Origin of the sequence: Helicobacter sp. TUL (assembly GCF_002287135.1) — a bacterium.
Classification (GTDB): Bacteria; Campylobacterota; Campylobacteria; order Campylobacterales; family Helicobacteraceae; genus Helicobacter_F.
On record NZ_NESU01000009.1, the window covers coordinates 29,243 to 46,546 of the forward strand.

The 17,304-nt window shown below is 37.9% G+C and carries 19 protein-coding genes; 3 read left to right on the forward strand and 16 right to left on the reverse strand.

The features are described from left to right. Positions 1 to 129 precede the first annotated feature (129 nt). Complete coding sequence (locus B9T66_RS05380) at positions 130 to 1,290, forward strand: MFS transporter (RefSeq protein ID WP_180763343.1); 1,161 nt, start codon at positions 130 to 132, stop codon at positions 1,288 to 1,290. Between the two features lie 2 nt (positions 1,291 to 1,292). On the opposite strand, the gene B9T66_RS05385 is transcribed toward B9T66_RS05380, so the two are convergent. Beyond that, positions 1,293 to 2,687: a PhoH family protein gene (locus B9T66_RS05385; RefSeq protein ID WP_095627969.1), complete on the reverse strand. Its 1,395-nt coding sequence runs from the start codon at positions 2,685 to 2,687 to the stop codon at positions 1,293 to 1,295. 92 nt (positions 2,688 to 2,779) lie between these two features. On the opposite strand from B9T66_RS05385, the gene tpx reads away from it, so the two are divergent. Together tpx and B9T66_RS05395 are read left to right on the forward strand one after the other, a co-directional pair. After that, entirely contained in the window at positions 2,780 to 3,277 is a 498-nt protein-coding gene (gene tpx, locus B9T66_RS05390) for a thiol peroxidase (protein ID WP_095627970.1), read from the forward strand. Next, on the forward strand, positions 3,278 to 3,688 hold the full coding sequence (locus B9T66_RS05395; protein WP_095627971.1) for a pyridoxamine 5'-phosphate oxidase family protein: 411 nt from the start codon (positions 3,278 to 3,280) through the stop codon (positions 3,686 to 3,688). 24 nt (positions 3,689 to 3,712) lie between these two features. Here B9T66_RS05395 and B9T66_RS05400 read toward each other — a convergent pair whose 3' ends face one another. From B9T66_RS05400 to smpB, 15 genes are all read right to left on the reverse strand, one after another. After that, entirely contained in the window at positions 3,713 to 4,438 is a 726-nt protein-coding gene (locus B9T66_RS05400; RefSeq protein WP_095627972.1) for a hypothetical protein, read from the reverse strand. Between the two features lie 119 nt (positions 4,439 to 4,557). Further along, positions 4,558 to 4,896 carry a cupin domain-containing protein gene (locus B9T66_RS05405; protein ID WP_374220127.1) on the reverse strand — a complete coding sequence of 113 codons (339 nt, stop codon included), beginning with the start codon at positions 4,894 to 4,896 and terminating at the stop codon, positions 4,558 to 4,560. Between the two features lie 46 nt (positions 4,897 to 4,942). Then, the gene (locus B9T66_RS05410) at positions 4,943 to 7,117 is read right to left on the reverse strand and encodes a TonB-dependent receptor domain-containing protein (RefSeq protein WP_095627974.1); all 2,175 of its coding nucleotides are present in this window, start codon (positions 7,115 to 7,117) and stop codon (positions 4,943 to 4,945) included. 127 nt (positions 7,118 to 7,244) lie between these two features. After that, positions 7,245 to 8,138: a hypothetical protein gene (locus B9T66_RS05415; RefSeq protein WP_095627975.1), complete on the reverse strand. Its 894-nt coding sequence runs from the start codon at positions 8,136 to 8,138 to the stop codon at positions 7,245 to 7,247. Continuing rightward, positions 8,135 to 9,544, reverse strand: coding sequence for a tRNA uridine-5-carboxymethylaminomethyl(34) synthesis GTPase MnmE (gene mnmE, locus B9T66_RS05420; RefSeq protein WP_095627976.1), 1,410 nt, complete (start codon positions 9,542 to 9,544; stop codon positions 8,135 to 8,137). The genes B9T66_RS05415 and mnmE overlap by 4 nt, the downstream gene beginning before the upstream one ends. After that, positions 9,544 to 10,422 (reverse strand): Jag N-terminal domain-containing protein, encoded by an 879-nt coding sequence (locus B9T66_RS05425; protein WP_095627977.1) that lies wholly within the window; start codon positions 10,420 to 10,422, stop codon positions 9,544 to 9,546. Before B9T66_RS05425 ends, mnmE begins: the two co-directional genes overlap by 1 nt. Then, a complete protein-coding gene (yidC, locus tag B9T66_RS05430; protein WP_095627978.1) occupies positions 10,419 to 12,161 on the reverse strand; it encodes a membrane protein insertase YidC in 1,743 nt (580 codons plus the stop codon). Before yidC ends, B9T66_RS05425 begins: the two co-directional genes overlap by 4 nt. A 10-nt stretch (positions 12,162 to 12,171) precedes the next feature. Beyond that, positions 12,172 to 12,540: a membrane protein insertion efficiency factor YidD gene (gene yidD / locus B9T66_RS05435; RefSeq protein WP_095627979.1), complete on the reverse strand. Its 369-nt coding sequence runs from the start codon at positions 12,538 to 12,540 to the stop codon at positions 12,172 to 12,174. Then, positions 12,533 to 12,952 carry a ribonuclease P protein component gene (rnpA, locus tag B9T66_RS05440; RefSeq protein ID WP_095627980.1) on the reverse strand — a complete coding sequence of 140 codons (420 nt, stop codon included), beginning with the start codon at positions 12,950 to 12,952 and terminating at the stop codon, positions 12,533 to 12,535. The genes yidD and rnpA overlap by 8 nt, the downstream gene beginning before the upstream one ends. Positions 12,953 to 12,960: 8 nt before the next feature. Further along, a complete protein-coding gene (gene rpmH / locus B9T66_RS05445; RefSeq protein WP_023946862.1) occupies positions 12,961 to 13,095 on the reverse strand; it encodes a 50S ribosomal protein L34 in 135 nt (44 codons plus the stop codon). Positions 13,096 to 13,157: 62 nt separating this feature from the next. Next, complete coding sequence (locus tag B9T66_RS05450) at positions 13,158 to 13,886, reverse strand: OmpA family protein (RefSeq protein WP_095627981.1); 729 nt, start codon at positions 13,884 to 13,886, stop codon at positions 13,158 to 13,160. Between the two features lie 3 nt (positions 13,887 to 13,889). Beyond that, complete coding sequence (locus B9T66_RS05455; protein WP_095627982.1) at positions 13,890 to 15,878, reverse strand: hypothetical protein; 1,989 nt, start codon at positions 15,876 to 15,878, stop codon at positions 13,890 to 13,892. A gap of 55 nt (positions 15,879 to 15,933) precedes the next feature. Further along, entirely contained in the window at positions 15,934 to 16,332 is a 399-nt protein-coding gene (locus B9T66_RS05460) for an ExbD/TolR family protein (RefSeq protein ID WP_095627983.1), read from the reverse strand. 9 nt (positions 16,333 to 16,341) lie between these two features. Further along, positions 16,342 to 16,788 carry a TonB-system energizer ExbB gene (exbB, locus tag B9T66_RS05465; protein WP_095627984.1) on the reverse strand — a complete coding sequence of 149 codons (447 nt, stop codon included), beginning with the start codon at positions 16,786 to 16,788 and terminating at the stop codon, positions 16,342 to 16,344. Then, on the reverse strand, positions 16,789 to 17,274 hold the full coding sequence (smpB, locus tag B9T66_RS05470) for an SsrA-binding protein SmpB (RefSeq protein WP_095627985.1): 486 nt from the start codon (positions 17,272 to 17,274) through the stop codon (positions 16,789 to 16,791). Between the last annotated feature and the right edge of the window lie 30 nt (positions 17,275 to 17,304).

Consider the following 17,304-nt stretch of genomic DNA (forward strand, 5'->3'; position numbering starts at 1 on the left):
CCATATCCATAATCATGAGAAAAAACTACACGCTAGAAACGCTATATTTTTATGGATTAATGCCCAAAAAGTAAGAAAATTGTGTTACACTCCCAGCGATTATTAGGGCGTATAATGAAGGAGGTCATAATGTCTAAAAAATGGTATTTTTGGCTAAATTGCGCGATACTTATAACTATCTCACTCAATCTTCGTGCTCCAATTAATGTATTAGGACCTATGATAGAAAGCATTAGGGAACATTATGGTATCTCATCGGCTATGTTTGGATTTTTAAGTGCGATTCCTATCATTGCCTTTGGAAGTGTTTCGTTTATCGTATCGTATTTTTCGGATATAAAGATTCTCTTTAGTGCGCTTTGTGCTGTTGTATTGGGCGAGATTGGGCGTAGCTATGGTGGCATAACTGGATTATTTGTGGGCACAGCGTTTATCGGTGCTGGTGTTGCAGTAGCTAATGTCCTTTTGCCTAGCTTTGTTAAGAAAAAATTTCCAAAACATACAACAGCAATGATGGCGCTTTATTCTTTTGTGCTAAATCTCTCTTCGGTTATGGGCATATGGCTTGCTTTACCTTTAACATATAGTATCGGTGTGCCACATACTTTGGCATTTTGGCTTATTTTTAGTATCCTTGCTCTTATGCTATATTTTCCAGAAATACGCAACAATCGTATTTCAAGAGTAAAGATACGACACAAACACACAAAAAGTCTTATGCGTGAAATAGGTGCGTGGAAAATTACAATCTTTATGGGCTTACAGGGATTCTTAGCATATAGCACATTTGCGTGGCTTCCTGCAATTATTGCACAAAAAGGCTATGGGCTTGAATATGGCACTAAAGTGCTTTTGTATTCACAATTTGTGTGTGTGCCTGTAGCATTCTTTGGTCCTTTGTTGTTAGGTGTATTACGCGAAAAACACAAAAGCTTATATATGGCATTTTTGTGTAGCCTATATGTGATTGGGTATTTGTGCGTATTACTTGGCGAAAGTCAATGGACAATATATGTAGCAATTGTTTGCATAGGCGCTCCTATGGGTGGCGTATTTGGTTTGGCTTTATTATTTATTTCTCAAAAAAGTAGTTCGGTTATGGTTGCTACAAAACTTTCTGCTATGGTGCAAGGGTTTGGCTATCTCATAGCGGCAAGTGGTCCTTTTGCTATAGGACTTTTGCACGATCATTTTGAAAGCTATACATATGGGATTATTATAGTGCTATGTGTGGCAGTTGCGCTAAATATCACTGGGATATTAGCACATAGGACCAAAATGATTGGCTAGTGCTATTCAAAGCTCCCAAACCACTTGGCTATATCACTCCTAATAGTTTGTCGTAGCTGTATGGCGGCTATCATAGTATCGCTAGTGGCTTTTTGGAGGAGACTTAATGCACCATTGCGAAATTTACTAAGATAAGGGTGATCAATTTGCGCCCAATCTCCCAAAAAGACAATCTTACTCCCATCGCCTATTCTTGTCCCAATAAGCTTTATTGTTGCATTTGAGGCGTTTTGGACTTCATCAAAGATTACAAATTTATTTGCAATTGTAATACCTCGCGCGTGTGCAATGTCTAAAACTTCAATCTTATGTTTTTGTAAAAAATATTCTGTTGCCTCCATTTTTTCTATCGTTTTAACCTCACCACGATATTCTATGCGTTTAGCTAAAGAACCTTGTTGAAGCTTATCAATCATACAATTTATAGCACTATAGAGTGGATACATAAAATATCCAAGCTTTTGGCTTTCATCACCCTTACGGAATCCTAATTCTGCTTCTTTGTCGCTAGCAGTTACGGTATTACGCAAATACACAATCCCCTCTACGCTACCACTTTTAAGCAAACTTAATCCCGCTTGTAGCGCAATAAGTGTCTTTCCGCTACCAGTAGCACCTGTCACAATGCTAATAAGATTTTTTGGATGTAAAAGCATAGCATAAAGCATTTTTTGCTCTAAGTTTGTAGGAATGATATAAGGTTTATGCTCTGTGATAATCTCATCAAAATCAGTAATTTCACACTTGCCATCGACTTTTAAACCAAAATGTTTTTTGCCAGTGCGATAGAGTGCAGAATCTGTATTATCTAATTCTATAAGCTCTAATAAACTCCAATTTTTTAAGACTTGAAATTCTTTGCTTGATTCAAAAGTGCTTAGACTCTCATCTTTGTGAATCTCAAAGGTATGCCAAAAATCTATATCTTGAGGATTCTCAACACGATCCCTAAAAAGTGATTGGGCATGTAAATTTTGCGTGAGGGCGCGGATTTTTAGCGAAATATCATTAGTCAAAAGGATTAAATTATAATCTTTGGCAATGGCTATGATTTTTGTATCATTAAAGCTATGCTCTTGATGTGGTATATCATAATGTGGGCGATAAATCAATGTGATAGGTATCAAGTGCGTATCATACGAAAAATATATCTCTCGGATATAATCATTTTTTAGCGGCGCTATTGTAGATTTAGAATCTTCTGGTGTCTGTAGATTCCTAAAAAACTCTCGCACAAAATACCCCATTTCATTCATCAAGTCCTTTTTTTTATCAAGTTCATCAATGATTGTATCAGAAAGAAAAAGAGTGTTTGCTCCATTTTGATAAAGATAGACAATGTTTTGGATATCATCTAAAATCACAGAGGTATCAAGCAAATATGATTTATTCTTCAATTACTAACCTTGTGCTAAAATCTCATCCGAGATTGTAGCAAGTTTTATCAAAAGATACAATCTCAATACTTTTATTTACTAAGGAGAATCCAATGTCAGTAACATTTAAAGGAAATGCAGTAAGTTTAAATGGCAAAACTCTTAATGTAGGGGATAACGCACCAAAAGTTGATCTTGTCGCTGGAGATTTGAGTGTCAAAAGCGTGGGTGGTGCAAGTGGTAAATTCCAAATTATCAATGTCGTGCCTTCACTTGATACAGGTGTATGCGCTACACAAACACGCACATTTAACCAAAAAGCAGCAAGCTTATCAAATGCTGAAGTATTTGTCATTTCGCTAGACTTACCTTTTGCACAAGGAAGATTCTGTAGCACAGAAGGTATCGACAAAGTTAGTGCATTAAGCGACTTTAGAACAAAGGCATTTGGTGAAGCATATGGAGTAGTTTTGGCAGGATCACCACTTGAAGGGCTTCTAACACGCGCGGTATTTGTAGTTGATCCAAATGGTAAAATCGTATATAAAGAAATCGTTAGTGAAGTAACTAATGAACCAAATTATGATGCAGCTTTGGCAGCGGTAAAATAAATGCAAAATTTACAAGATATCGTAGCATTTATCGATGATTGTGGATTAGGTTTTTTAAGCACTAAGGGAACTTGTGGTAATCCACGAGTGCGCCCCGTGCAAAGTATCATCTGCCACAATAATAGAATCTACTTTGCCACTGCTACAACAAAAAATTTTTACAAACATATCCAAAATCATTCGGGTATAGAGTATTGCGCTTGTAATCAAGATGGAAGTTTTTTGCGTTTGCGAGGAGAAGCAAGGATAGCACAACATCTTGATGTCAAAGAAGCGATGTTTGCCAAATACCCTATTGTGAAAGAGATATACAAGGAAGTTACAAATCCGAGTTTTGCAGTCTTTTATTTAGAAAATATTAGCGCACAACTCCAAAACCCACAGGGAGAGCGCACACTATTAAAAGCGTGAATCTAAACCCCCTTTTGGGTAACCCTACTTAATCCTCTCTCGCACTTTGGTATACTCAATTCTAAAAAGTCCTAGCATCAAAAATCCCAAGCTCACGATACCAACACAAAACAACAACAACAAAATACCAATCATAATCGTAGATGCAGAACTATATGCTTCCATAAATTTAACAAACAAATACTCGCTACCACTAAACATTGAGGCACTTACCAAAAGCGGACTACTATTCAAAAAATCCACAAACATAAAAATAAATGCTACACATAATAATATAAATCCTACAACATAAATCACACAAAGCTTATAGCCGGTAATAAATGCTTTAATACCTGTTAAAAAGCTCATCTCTATGCTCATCTTATATTGCAAATACATACTTAAGATTAAAGTCGCAACACCCAACAACACTACAATACCCAAAATCACATAAGCTTGAGTGTTTGAGAACATTATATCACCAATCCCCAAAAACCCAAGCATAAAAGGTGCAAAAAATTGGTAGCCAATATTTGATAAAATCACATATATACCATACCGAAATATAAATGTATTGGCAATCTTGCTAAAATGATAAAGCCCTATAAAAACAACCACGATACACACAAGTCCAGCCAAAGCAGTAACGATACTTATAAACGGAAATATAATCGAAAACAAACTTAAAATAATATACCCAAGAAACCCCCCAAACATCATTTTTTTACTCTTTGCAAGAGTTGGGTTTTCGGATATGCTAACAATCTCCATGTAAAAACCTCCATATGTTCATAAGCATACAATGCTTTTTATTATATTATAAAACAAGAATTCTTAAATATATGGTGGCTTTTAGAATCTAGCACTTAGCAAATTTTTACTGCATACTTTTATGTAAGCAGGGTTTTTACTCGCACAACACTATCACTTTGTGCGAGACTAAGGCGCACGATACTATCTTCTAAGCCTCCTAGCGAGTGTGGGACATTTGCTTGCAACGCAATCATATCAAGCGCCTCTAATACGAAGCGCTCCCCCTCTACCTCAAACCAAATTTTTCCCTTTAACACCTGCACGCTAATAGGAAATGGTGCTTTATGCTCTTTCATCACGCTATCTTTTGCCATAAGAATCTGAATTTCTTTTGCAAAGGCATTTTGCGCTAGTGGCGTAATTTTCACCTTTCCTTGCTCAAAATCTTGAGTATTCCAAGATATAGGCTTATTGATAGTATTTATACTTGCTCCTTAAAGATTCTAAGATTTTAGTGATGACCTAAAATCCATAGCGTAGGCTTATCCAATAGTTTCTACCTGGCAAATATACACCATACATATTTGAGTAATTATTACCAACCGCAGTAACATCGGCAAAATTTACATCAAAGAGGTTATTTACCACAGCGCTAAGTGTAAGCTCTTTTTGCAAATGAAAATTAAAACCTAAATCCACAATCGCATAATCTTTATAATATGTCCCATACAATGCCCGTGCTGCTGGTGCCTGACCGCTATTGCTTGTTTGACTAATAGGAGTCATAAATTTACCTTGCACACGCACATAGGTATCAAAAAAGCTATTAGGCTTATAAGAAAGCTTTGTATTAAGCGTATGTTTCGAGAGGTAATTAACCGGTAAGCCCATCTGTGCTCCAGATAGTTGCTTACTATCAGCAAATGTATAGTTAATGTTAAAACCTATGCCATAGATTGGATTCATCTCAAAACTTGCTTCAAGCCCTCTTGTGAGTGCCTTATCTACATTTGTATACCATACACAAGTTGATCCAGTGGTGCATCGCTCACCATTAGGTAATACATCGCCATTTATTGCACCGGTGCCAGAGTTTCCAAATTCTTGTGCATAAACTTTATCTCTAAAGTCCGTATAAAACGCAGTCAATGTAAAAAATCCGGGATTGACATCAAAAATCGTGCTTAGCTCATAATTCCAGCTTTTTTCAGCTTGTAAATTAGGATTGCCATAATACGCTGTCGTCGTATCACTATATAAAAACCCATTACCAAGTTGCGTAATACTTGGGATTTTCATACCATTGGCAATACCTGCTTTGATAGTCCACCAAGAAGTCGGATTGACATTCACATAAAAGCGTGGGTTTGGCGTGGCAGAATAGATATTAGAATAGTTATAGCGCAACCCAAGACTTGTAGAAACATATTCATTAAAGGTATATTCACCCTCTGCATAAGCTGCGGCTTGATGTTGGGTGAGTAATCCTCTAGCATCTGAATAGTTTTTGTATGTTTCATACATATAATACACACCACCATTTATCGCAAGTAGCCCAGCTGTATCAAAAGATATTTTTTTATGAAATTTTGAATCAAAGACATAATTTTGATTCTCTCGCATACTACTCCAATTTAAGATTCCAGAATCTGCCCCTACAACTACATCACTCGCGTGTGGAATCCTCCTAGTATTCATATATTGAAGATATGTAGTAGTTTTACCCCAGTCATAATCCCCATCGTGATTTACAATAACATTTGTTTTGGTGTTGGTGCTAATAGAAGTTATACGATTACCAGAGGTATTTAAACTACCACTTACACGATTGATAAACTCTCCATCAAGGTAGAAATTATTTTTAGCACTTGGTGAATAATTGAGCCTCGATCCAAGTGTCCAAGTGCTATAGCCTGTGGGAGAGTGTGTGGTATATGGATTTATCACTCCATTGCCATTTGGAGTGAGCGTTATGCTACTTGGAATAAAAAATAGATTCGCTCCAGAATCTTGATATTTCCCTCGCACACTTAATGAAAGCTTGTCTTTGACAATAGGTGTGGCAAGATACCCATTAATCCCCCACATATTCCCAAAGCTACCATATTTTCTATCTTGGGCATTGCTTTGCCAGTTTGTATTATGCTCTTGGATTCTAGTCTCTAGCATGATATTTGCTGTAAGCTTATTGGGATTTTTCTTGGTAATGATATTTATTACACCACCCATCGCATCACTACCCCATACCACAGAAGCAGGACCACGCAAAACCTCGATACGCTCTATCATCGAAGCAGGTGGTATCATAGCACTCATAAAACCCTGAAATCCATTACTATGGAATCCAGAATTTACATTTTGTCGCTTACCATCTATAAGAATCAATACATAATCCGAACCTAATCCACGCATAGAAATACTTGTATCGCCGGTTTTAGTTGCACTCGCATCGACACCAGGGACATTTTGCACTGCATCACCCAAATCTCGAATAGGACGCGTGAGAATCTCTTCTTTTGGCACGACACTAATTGAAGCAGGAGCATCTTTAATCTTTTGTTTAAATCCTGTTGCTGTTGTTACTGAACGCAGTTGCACTCTATCATGCATTTCTTGATCGCCTTCCTCATTAGCTAAACCAAAATTTATAAATACTATACTTGCTAAAAATGCACTAGTTACATACCTATAATACATAATCCCTCCTTATGTAAGGTTAGTTTTAAAAACCATTATAATAATGATTTTCAAAAAGAATTTTATTTTTAAAACCTTGAAATATTCTTAAACAAATAAGATTTATATACCAAAATATTATATGTGGCTAAAAAGAAACACCAAATTTTCTCTCATAACGCAGAATCTGACTAGCATTGCCCAATAACCCACCGCTATGGACAAATACCCATGTCTTTGCCAAGTCCTCATCGCTAAAATATCCTTGATTTAAGGCATGCTCCAAAAGCACAAATCCCACACAATCATACAACAAATCAAACACAATACCCTGTGCTATAAGATTGTGATACATAGCCCATATTTCCTTATGTAATGTCCCAAAAGCAAAATCTGCACACAACCTACGAGGAACTCCGCTAATATCTCCAGCACAACACAATGCAACAAAATCCATATTGTGGCTGTATGTTTTTTGTGCTTGTAAAAAACTTCGCGCACTTACACCACTTCCAGCACTCATAAAAACAAGAATCTCATCGCCATATGTCTTGCTTAATTCTTGCACCAAGGCATACATGCCCCTCTGTGCCAATGCTTCACTCCCACCTTGCGGGATAAACAAACAAGTGTGTGAATTGTTTTGTGCATACACTTTGTGCGCAAGAGTCTTAAGTTGCTCTACCCTACTTCCAGATGGTGCAAACACATATTGCACATTATGTGAAAGCCCAAAAGCATAATTTCCCATAGGATTATCATATAAAAATTTTGGTGGCGTGGGCGTGATGTAATATAATGTTTTATTATGTGCATACGCAAGTGCGCCCAAAGTTTGCATAGCATTAGATTGATTGCCCCCAAAGCTTACAATGCTCTCAAAATCACAATACAATAACTCTAAAAATTTTCGCGCTTTATTGCCATTAAAGCCTGTGATTCCAAAATCCAATAAATCATCGCGCTTGATAAAAATCTCTTTGCCACCCAAGATAATGCGATCTTTTGGCGATTGCGCTATAGAGTGGCAAAAGCCTGTCATTTCCCTAGACAAAATGCCCCAAACATCGCATCAAGCATTTGTGTGTATTCATATGGTCGGCTAATAGCGCTAATTGCCTTGATACATTCATTGATATGAAAAGAAAATAGCTCCAATTCCCCACTTTCTAGCTTTAATGCTGCTTGGTTTAGGGCATTGATTGTAGCTGTAATTTGTGTGATTTGATAACTTGAGCTTAGCACCAACGCATCGTGTTTTTGCTCATTATCTAGCATATGCCCAATAGCATCAAGAATCTTATGTGGGTTTAGATGAGTAAATGCCTCATCTTTGCCACATTTACTTGAGATTTCAATCACTTCTGAACTCGCTTGATGTGGCAAGGCGTGAAGTGTTTGTGTAAGTAAGGCTTGAGATTGTGTATCAAGGGCTTTTGGCATATCGCATTTGTTAAGCACCATAAGCACTTGCGCGTCTTTTTGGGTTTGTAGTATTTCTAATATCGCATAATCCTCTGAATCTAACGCCCTAGAAGCATCAAAAAGCGCGATAATGATATTACTTTGCTCCATAGCTGCAATGCTGCGCTCTATGCCGATTTGCTCAATTGTATCATCGCTATGATGTATCCCAGCTGTGTCGATTAAACGCACAAGTGTGCCATGTATATACAAACTCTCTTCTATAGTATCGCGTGTCGTCCCAGCTATAGGCGAAATGATAGCACGATCAAAGGCTAGAAGTGCGTTTAATAGTGAACTTTTGCCTACATTTGGTTTACCAACTATACAAAGCCTAAAGCCCTCAACAAGCCCCACTCTGTGTATAGAATCTTGATACACAACTTGCAAGGTATGAGAGAGTGCCTCTAGCTTTTGTTGCATAGCTAAGCTTGTGTCTTCATCTAAATCTTCACTATAATCGATATTTGCCTCACTATAAGCAAGAAGTTCGATAAGCTGATCACGCACTTTATGGACAAATGCGCTCACCTCGCCTTGTAGCTGACGCACTAAAATCTGTGTCGCAGAAGCACTTTGTGCGTTGATAATTCCTGCAATAGCTTGAGCTTGTGCCAAATCAATACGCCCATTTAAAAAAGCGCGTTTGGTAAATTCTCCACTTCGCGCACACACTGCACCAAGTTCCAAAGCCCTTTCTACTACAAGCCTTGCACACACCGCACCACCATGACAATGAATCTCACAAATATCTTCACCGCTATAGCTTTTTGGTGCTTGAAAATATAATAAAATCGCTTGATCTATAGGATTAGAAGCATTATCATACACATAGCTAAGTGTTGCATGGCGTGGTATAAGAGTAGTGCGTTTAGAAAGTGTGAGTGTAATCTCTAGCGCACGCGCACCACTTAGGCGCACGATAGCTATAGCCCCAACTCCAGAGGCTGTAGAAATGCCTACAATTGTAGAATCTAACTGCATTAGAGAGGTTTAAAATCGTTGATAATGATATATCGTTGCCCTTCCTCATTAAGGCGAAAAGAAATATACTTATGAGGGAAAATCACACGCAATTTACCAAGCGCAATATAGGCAAGCACTCCATCTAGGACTTTTGTTTGCGCCCTGCCTTCAGTGCGGACAATGCGAATAATGCCATCTAAATACGCATCAATCATTTGCTCTTGATTGCGCAAAAATTCTGCAATCTCTAAGCGCACACCATAGCCATATTTAGGGTGAATCCAATTAAACAACAAATATGAGATTGCCTTGTAACGATAGCCCTTCTCTCCGATAAGTAACGCACAATCAGGACCATCAAGCGTGATAGCAACCACATTTTCCTTATACGGCTCGACATTAATAGAATCTATAGCAAAAGGTAGATAGCTAAAAAGCTCTATCACCTCTGCTTTAATCTCATCAAAAACTTCTTGAGAATATGATGTGTGTGCAGGATTTTTGTGATTTTTATCGCTAGTTGTGGAAACTTCAGCATACGATTCAAACGCATAAGCAGATTCTAAATCCTCTGCTGGTGGTGTCATATGTTGTCGTCTATGTCCTAGATTTTGTATGCGTGTAGGCTTTGATTGTAAGCCCTCGCCCCAAATGCTCTCTTCTTGTGTATAAGTGTTTTTGGTGGGTTTTTCAAATTTTTCTTGTGAGGTATGGCGTGGGGTATGCTGTATCTTTTTTTCATCAACAATAATAATCGCGTCTTTGCGACCTATACCCAAAATCCCATTACTAGGGTTTTGGACAATCTCATACTCCAAATCCACAACCGAACAATGTAATTCCTCCGAAGCTTTTAAAAGGGCATCTTGGAGTGTTTTGGCTACGATTTTTTTCATTTTTTACCTCCCTTATGCTCTTTGAAGTGATTTTGTGCATGGTGTTGTGCAATTTGTGCCTGTTTTTTGCGCTCTAGCATAGCATTAATGGACATTTGTTGAATGATTGAAAAAATATTGTTTATTGTCCAATAAAGCACCAATCCCGCAGGGAATGGGAAAATGATAAAAAATACCATAAAAAACCACGGCAACATTTTAAAGATTTTTTCCTGCATAGGATCGGTAAAATTTGAAGGGGTAAGGCGTTGGGAAACATACATGCTCACGCCCATAAGCACTGGAAGCACAAAGTATGGATCAATAGCCGAAAGGTCATTAATCCAAAAAATCCAAGCCGAATTTTTAAGCTCAATGGCATTATAAAGCACACGATAAATGGCAAAAAATACTGGAATCTGCAAAAGCAATGGCAGACAACCACCAAGCGGATTTGCCCCGTGCTTTTTATAAAGCTCCATCATATGCATTTGTAGCTTTTGGGGATCGCCTTTATAACGCTCTTGAATCTCTTTCATTTTTGGCGCTAAATCTTTAAGCTTTTGCATAGATACCATACCTTTATAGCTTAGCGGATATAAAATCACACGAACAATAAGCGTCAAAAGCACGATTGACCAACCCCAATTCCCACATACATCATATAGCCATGCCAAAAGCCAAAATACCCAACGTGCGAAAAATGTGATCATACCATATTCCACCACATCAGTAAGGTTTGGGTTAATAGATTCTAAGATTTTAAAATCCTTTGGTCCGATATATCCTTGCAATACACTCTCGCCGCTAGATCGCACATATGGCATAGGATTTTTGCTCCCATCAGAATCTAGACTAATATACAATCCTTTGGCAACATCAGGCGTAAATAACAAACTCGTATAATACCTATCTACACTCGCAACAAAACTTGCCTTAGGAAAGTCTTTGCGCTCACCATCGCCATCTTCTATCTTTTGGATTGATCCATCTTCTTTTTTGAGTAGCACACCCCTAAAGGCATATGTATCTTTATCTCCCATAGGTCGCATACCATTGCTAATAAAATATTCAAGGTTTGGATTACTCACCTCTATACGCACATCATATGAAAGGTTGCGATAAAAAGTTAAGGTTTTTGTGATACGCACATCGCCAAGATCTTGGGTTAGCACGATATTTTGTGATTCTCCATCAAATGCAATGCGATTGCCTTGGTTTGAGGTTTTTTGTAGCACATATGGTGTATTGTAAGCTTTTTTGTTGATTCCCACATCACTAAAGCGCATTTCAAGAGGCTTTAGCTCCAAATCCCCAAAAAGTGGTAATTTCTCAATATGCTCTTTTTTGCTACTACCAAAACCTAGCCACGATCCCACGATACTAAAGAGGCTTTCTTGTTCATCATGTGTAAATTTTTTGTCCTTCAGCGAAACTTGTCGGATACGCCCTAACGCGTCTATTTCTATCTCAAAATCTTCAGATTCAATAATGGCAATAAGAGAATCTTTGATTGCAAGATTATGGGTGCTAACTTGTTGTAATGCGTCCTTGGTAACTGGTGCTTGACTTGCACTTATAGGCGATACAGAATCTACTGGAGTGTTTTGCGTGGTTACTGGAGCTTTTGTGTTTGATTGCTTGGGTGGAAAAAGATACATATATATGCCAAAAAAAGCGATACTTAACACCACCACAAGCATAATACGCCCTAATGGCGTATTGTCGTTGTTATGTTGATTTGGGTTTGGATAATACATAGCAATGCCTTTAAAAAGATTTGATTATAACAAACAAACATCGTATTTGTTTTGGGTATGAAATTGTAACCAAAAACAAAGGATTTTTATAGGGTATGAGCCAATATTTGATAGTTTTTTGCTTTTGTGTAGGAAAGTATAACCTTAGTGTTAAAGACATTGTAGGATAATCAATGCCGCCTTTATGAAGTGGATTGCAAGACAAAACACGCACACACGATTTATACAACGCCACAAAAGGTCTATCAAAATCAAAAAGCCACAATGCATAATGCGAGCAAGTCGGATAGAATCTACATTGTCGTCCCAAAAAGATTGAGAAGCTTTTTTGATACGCGATGATAGCAAAACGCACCAATGCACTAAAAACGCTACGCATACGCTCTACTTACTATATTTTGAGATTTTTTGTATGTGTATTTGAGTGCTTTGTGGCACATCGTGGCAAAATCCGCATAAGAAAGATCTTTAATCCCAATCTTTGGCACAAACACAAGACAAAGCCCCTTAAAGCTTTCATCTTGACACAATGCACGCATTCTCCGCTTATAAAGATTACGTTTGGGTGCGCACCCAATCTTTTTTGACACACTCAATCCTAAATATACATCAGCCTTGCGAGATTGTATATCTTGATAGATTCTAAAAGCTTTTTGGGAAATTTTGGGAGTTAATTGCTTGGGTAATAAAATATAAAGGCTAAAGTATGGAGTATCAAAGCGAGATCCATTTCTAAAGATACAATCAAACTCACGCTTATTCTTTAGAGAATCTACCTTCAATGCTCCCATATAAATATTTACACACTAAGTCGTTTTCTACCTTTAGCGCGTCTTGCGTTGATTACTCGGCGTCCATTTTTTGTTTTCATTCTTACGCGAAATCCATGTGTGCGTTTCTTTGGGGTGTTGTGTGGTTGGTATGTTCTTTTCATTATTGTGTCCTTTGTGCTAACTTAAAACTTGGAATTCTTCCAAAAAAATACTTAAAAAAAGGTTATTTAATCCCAAGCTCTTTGCTTAAATCCACAATTGCTTGGAGATTCTTATCGGCTTTTGTTATGACACGAAATTCCACCCTGCGAGACTTATCGTCGTTTTCTAATGGCTTGGCAAAACTTAAGCCATTTGCGCGCAAAACCTCTATAAGCCAAGGCTTTTGTGAATCTATGCTTTTTTGATTAAAGCAATACTTTAACACCTCAAATGCCCTAGCTTGTGAAAGTTCTGCATTACCAAGATACCTATCTTCTAGTGTAGTTGCGCTTTGCCAACCACTCGAAGTATGCCCCTCTATGCGAATCTCTTCAATATTTGCTTGATATTTTGGAAGCGAAAGGATACGCACATAGCGAGGAAAAAAGTCATCTAAAATATCCTTAAATCTTTGTTTTACATATCTATCGCCCGTGTCAAAAAGCACTTCAGGTTCTCTAAATCGTATAGTATTATCTGTATCAATCTGTGCGTCCCAACGCGCCAAATCTTTGGAAAATTCTTTTTGCAAATCTATATAAAGTTCTGCCTGTAGATTTGAATAATGTTGGGCGATAGAGCGCATTTTATCATTCATTTCGCTAAGTGTTTTGTTTTGTTGGCTTAGCATTTCTTGATCTTTTTGCGAAAGCAACATAAAAGAAATCATAATGAGCAAAAAAATCATCATAATCCCTGCCATCATATCAGAGATACTAATCCAATGATTATGTGAAGAGTGTCTATCCATAATCTAACGCCTTGTGCCAATAAGTTCTTTGATACGCTCTAAAAACCATTCATAGTTTTGCCAAAAACTATCCACGCTCGCACTCATTGCTTTATCAAGGTTGCGTAGTGAATCTTGCATATCTTCAGAGAGTGTGGCATTATCTTGCAATGCACGACGCATATGTTGCCCTAGATTCTCATACAAACTATGCAAATGCGCGACATTTTGGGTAATATCGCCTTGGGTTTTACTCATAGAATCCATAATCTGCTTTTGGAAACTTCCAAACTCTGCAAGGATTTGCGTGCTTGTATCTTTTGGGATACGCACAGATTCTTTGCTAAGTTTTTGTAACACCTTGAGATATTCTAGTGCAAGGGATTTGATATAAGTATGTGCTTGTTGATATTGTGTTTGTAAGTTTTCAGCAAGATGTTTGCTTAGTTCAAGACTTTGATTTTTAGCCCCATCAATCCCTTGCATCAGAGAATCTATGCCCTCACGATAGCGTTGCAAATCCGCATTCAAGGCAGTGTGCAATGCCTTTTGGTGTTGTTCTTGCATACCTAAAAGTTGAGTAGAAAATGTCTCTATGATAGTTTTGTGCTGTGTGCTAATCTCATCTTTTAGCGTCCTAAAGCCCTCTAGATTCTGTGTGTGCAATGCTTTAGATTCTTGGGCAAAATTTTCAACCTGCCCCAAAAGAGATTCTAAGCCCTCTTTGGCTTCATTCCCAAAAGTTTGTATAAGCGTATGTGTAGATTGCGTGAGTGAGGCAAATTCTGCTTGCAAGACTTGCATACATTCTTTGAGGATAGATTCTATATTTTGTGTGCTATGTGCGATGATATCCTTGCTAAAGGCTTTGAGATTTGAGAAATTATCTTGAGCTAGTTGCGTGAGCGAATCCCTATGTATTTGTAATTGAGAATCTAATGTATGCGTATGTGAATCTATGCTTTCTTTTAGATACTCTGCGCTTTGTGTGATATGCGTTTGCAAAGTGCCGCCAAGTCCCTTGCTATATTCTGCTATGTTTTCTACAAGAATGCTAAGGTATTGTTTGGCTGTTTGACTACCCTCATTGGCAGTAACAAAAAATGTCTGAAGATTTTGTAAGCACTGCTTAGAATCCCCCTCCAAACTCGCGATAGCTTCAAGATGTGCCGCCAAATCTTTTTGTGTAGATTCAAAAGATTGCATAAGGCGCAATGTAGTTGCATAAAATTCCTGCACTTGGGTATTTTGCTCTGTAATTTTTTCTAGATTCATAGCTGTGTGCGAAAGTGCGTCTTTGGCATTATCAAGCGATTGTTGTGTGCTCATCAAAAGCGCCTTGCTTTCTTGCACAAAATCCTTATACTCTTCTTGCCATTGCAAAAGCTTCACAACCGCACTATTTAGCTCCTTAAAATTCTCCCCAAATTGATCTTGTAAATTTGTATTAAAATCCTTAATCACAGATTCTAAAGCCCCTATAAGTTCTTGTGAAGCACCCTTGGCAAGTTGTGAAACCGCCTCTTGGAGCGTATGATTTACAAGAGAAAATTGAGACTGCATAAGGGCGTTATTGCGCTCATACAAGCTATGAATATCTTGTGTGCTAGGCAGTGTCTGTACATGTTCCAAAAGTTGTGGCAAAGCATGCAAATGCGTAAAATGCTGTGCTTGTTTGGCTAAATATTCTAGGTTACTCTCTTCATCGCTTTTTAATGGTGTGCGTTTTTGCAAAATCGCCAAAATAATTGCCAATCCCATACCCAAGATTGATGTATAAAACGCAGTCTTTAAACCATCAAGCAACAAAGGCACAGAATTTTCTAAATGTGTGGTATCAAAACCCCAAAGCCCCACAAAGATTCCCACAAAAGTCCCCAAAACCCCTGTGCTCATAATAATCGATTTCAAATCCCTATGGATTCCCCCAACATAGCTTTTATAATCCCACACACAAAGTGCAATCATAAAAACACTAAAGACAATATTGACACCAAAAATCACTTCTTGCATTCTATTTCCTTACATTGTAGCGATACACATTCCACGCTTAGTTTATTATGCAATCTCACTCCTTGTTTGGAGGAAGTTTTTGCGTAACAACATACACATTGCTAAAGCCAAGCATTTGTAAAAGCGCACTTACTTCCAAAAAATGCTCCAATCCGCTTTCTCTATCGCCCTTTATGACAATCTGTGTCTGCTTGGGCGTTCTTTCTAGCCACGCTTTGAGTGCTTGTGAATCTAGCTGTTTATTATGCACAAAATATTGCCCTTGTTTATTGATAACAATCATTTCTTCTTGTGTCTGTGCGTCTTCACCAGATTGCACACCCTCTTCTAACTTAGGAATCTCCACTTCAATACGACTTTGTTGCACAAAACTTGCACTTGTAAGCACAATAACAAGTAACACAAGCATAATATCAATAAATGGGATAAGGTTTAGAGAATCAATTTTTTTCATACTCATATCCTAAATGTCATAATTACTTGGGGTATGTATCGTAGGATTATGCGCAATATCCCATTGCGTGAGAATCACCTCTGCCTTGCGAAGCAAAAAATTATAAAACACAATTGAAGGTATCGCTACAAAAAGCCCCGCTGCCGTTGTTTTGAGTGCCAAAGAAAGCCCAGACATAATAGCTTGCGTATCCACAAGTGAGTTACTACCAATCTCTACAAACGTTACCATTATCCCAAACACCGTCCCCAAAAGCCCAATGTATGGTGCATTTGATCCAATAGTTGCGATGAGAGTAAGTCGCTTATGAAGCGCCAATTCTAAAACTCTCTTATCGCCAAAGGCGCGCACATTGATAGTTCTAAAAAACAAATATCGCTCTATGGCTACACCAAGCACGATAATACTTAAAAACAACAAAAATCCAAGCACCCCATAATCAACTACTGCACGCATTTACAATCCTTTCAAGGCATTTTTTAGGCTACTTTGTGCCTCTTTTTTAAGTTCTTTTTGTTTGAGAGATTCACGCTTATCATAAAGCTTTTTCCCTCTAGCCAATGCAATTTCAAGCTTAATGATGTTTTTGTGATTAAAATATATACTAAGTGGCACGATTGCTAAGCTTTGTGTGGCAACTTTGCCAAACCATTTATCAATCTGACGCCTATGCAACAAAAGCTTTCTTGTCCGCCTTTCATCTGGGCGAAAATGCGTATTTGTATGTGTGAGTGCGCTAAAATGCGCATTAAACAAAAATGCTTCACCTTTCATAATCCGCACAAAGCTATCCTTTAGATTAACTGCCAAAGCCCTTGCTGCTTTCACTTCGCTTCCAAAAAGCACAATCCCCACCTCCAAAGTCTCCAAAATTTCATAATCAAAATACGCCTTTTTGTGCTTGTTGATGAGTTTGTAAGCATTGTTTTCTCGTGATTGCACCCTCTATCCTCTTAGGAAAATCTCGTGTAG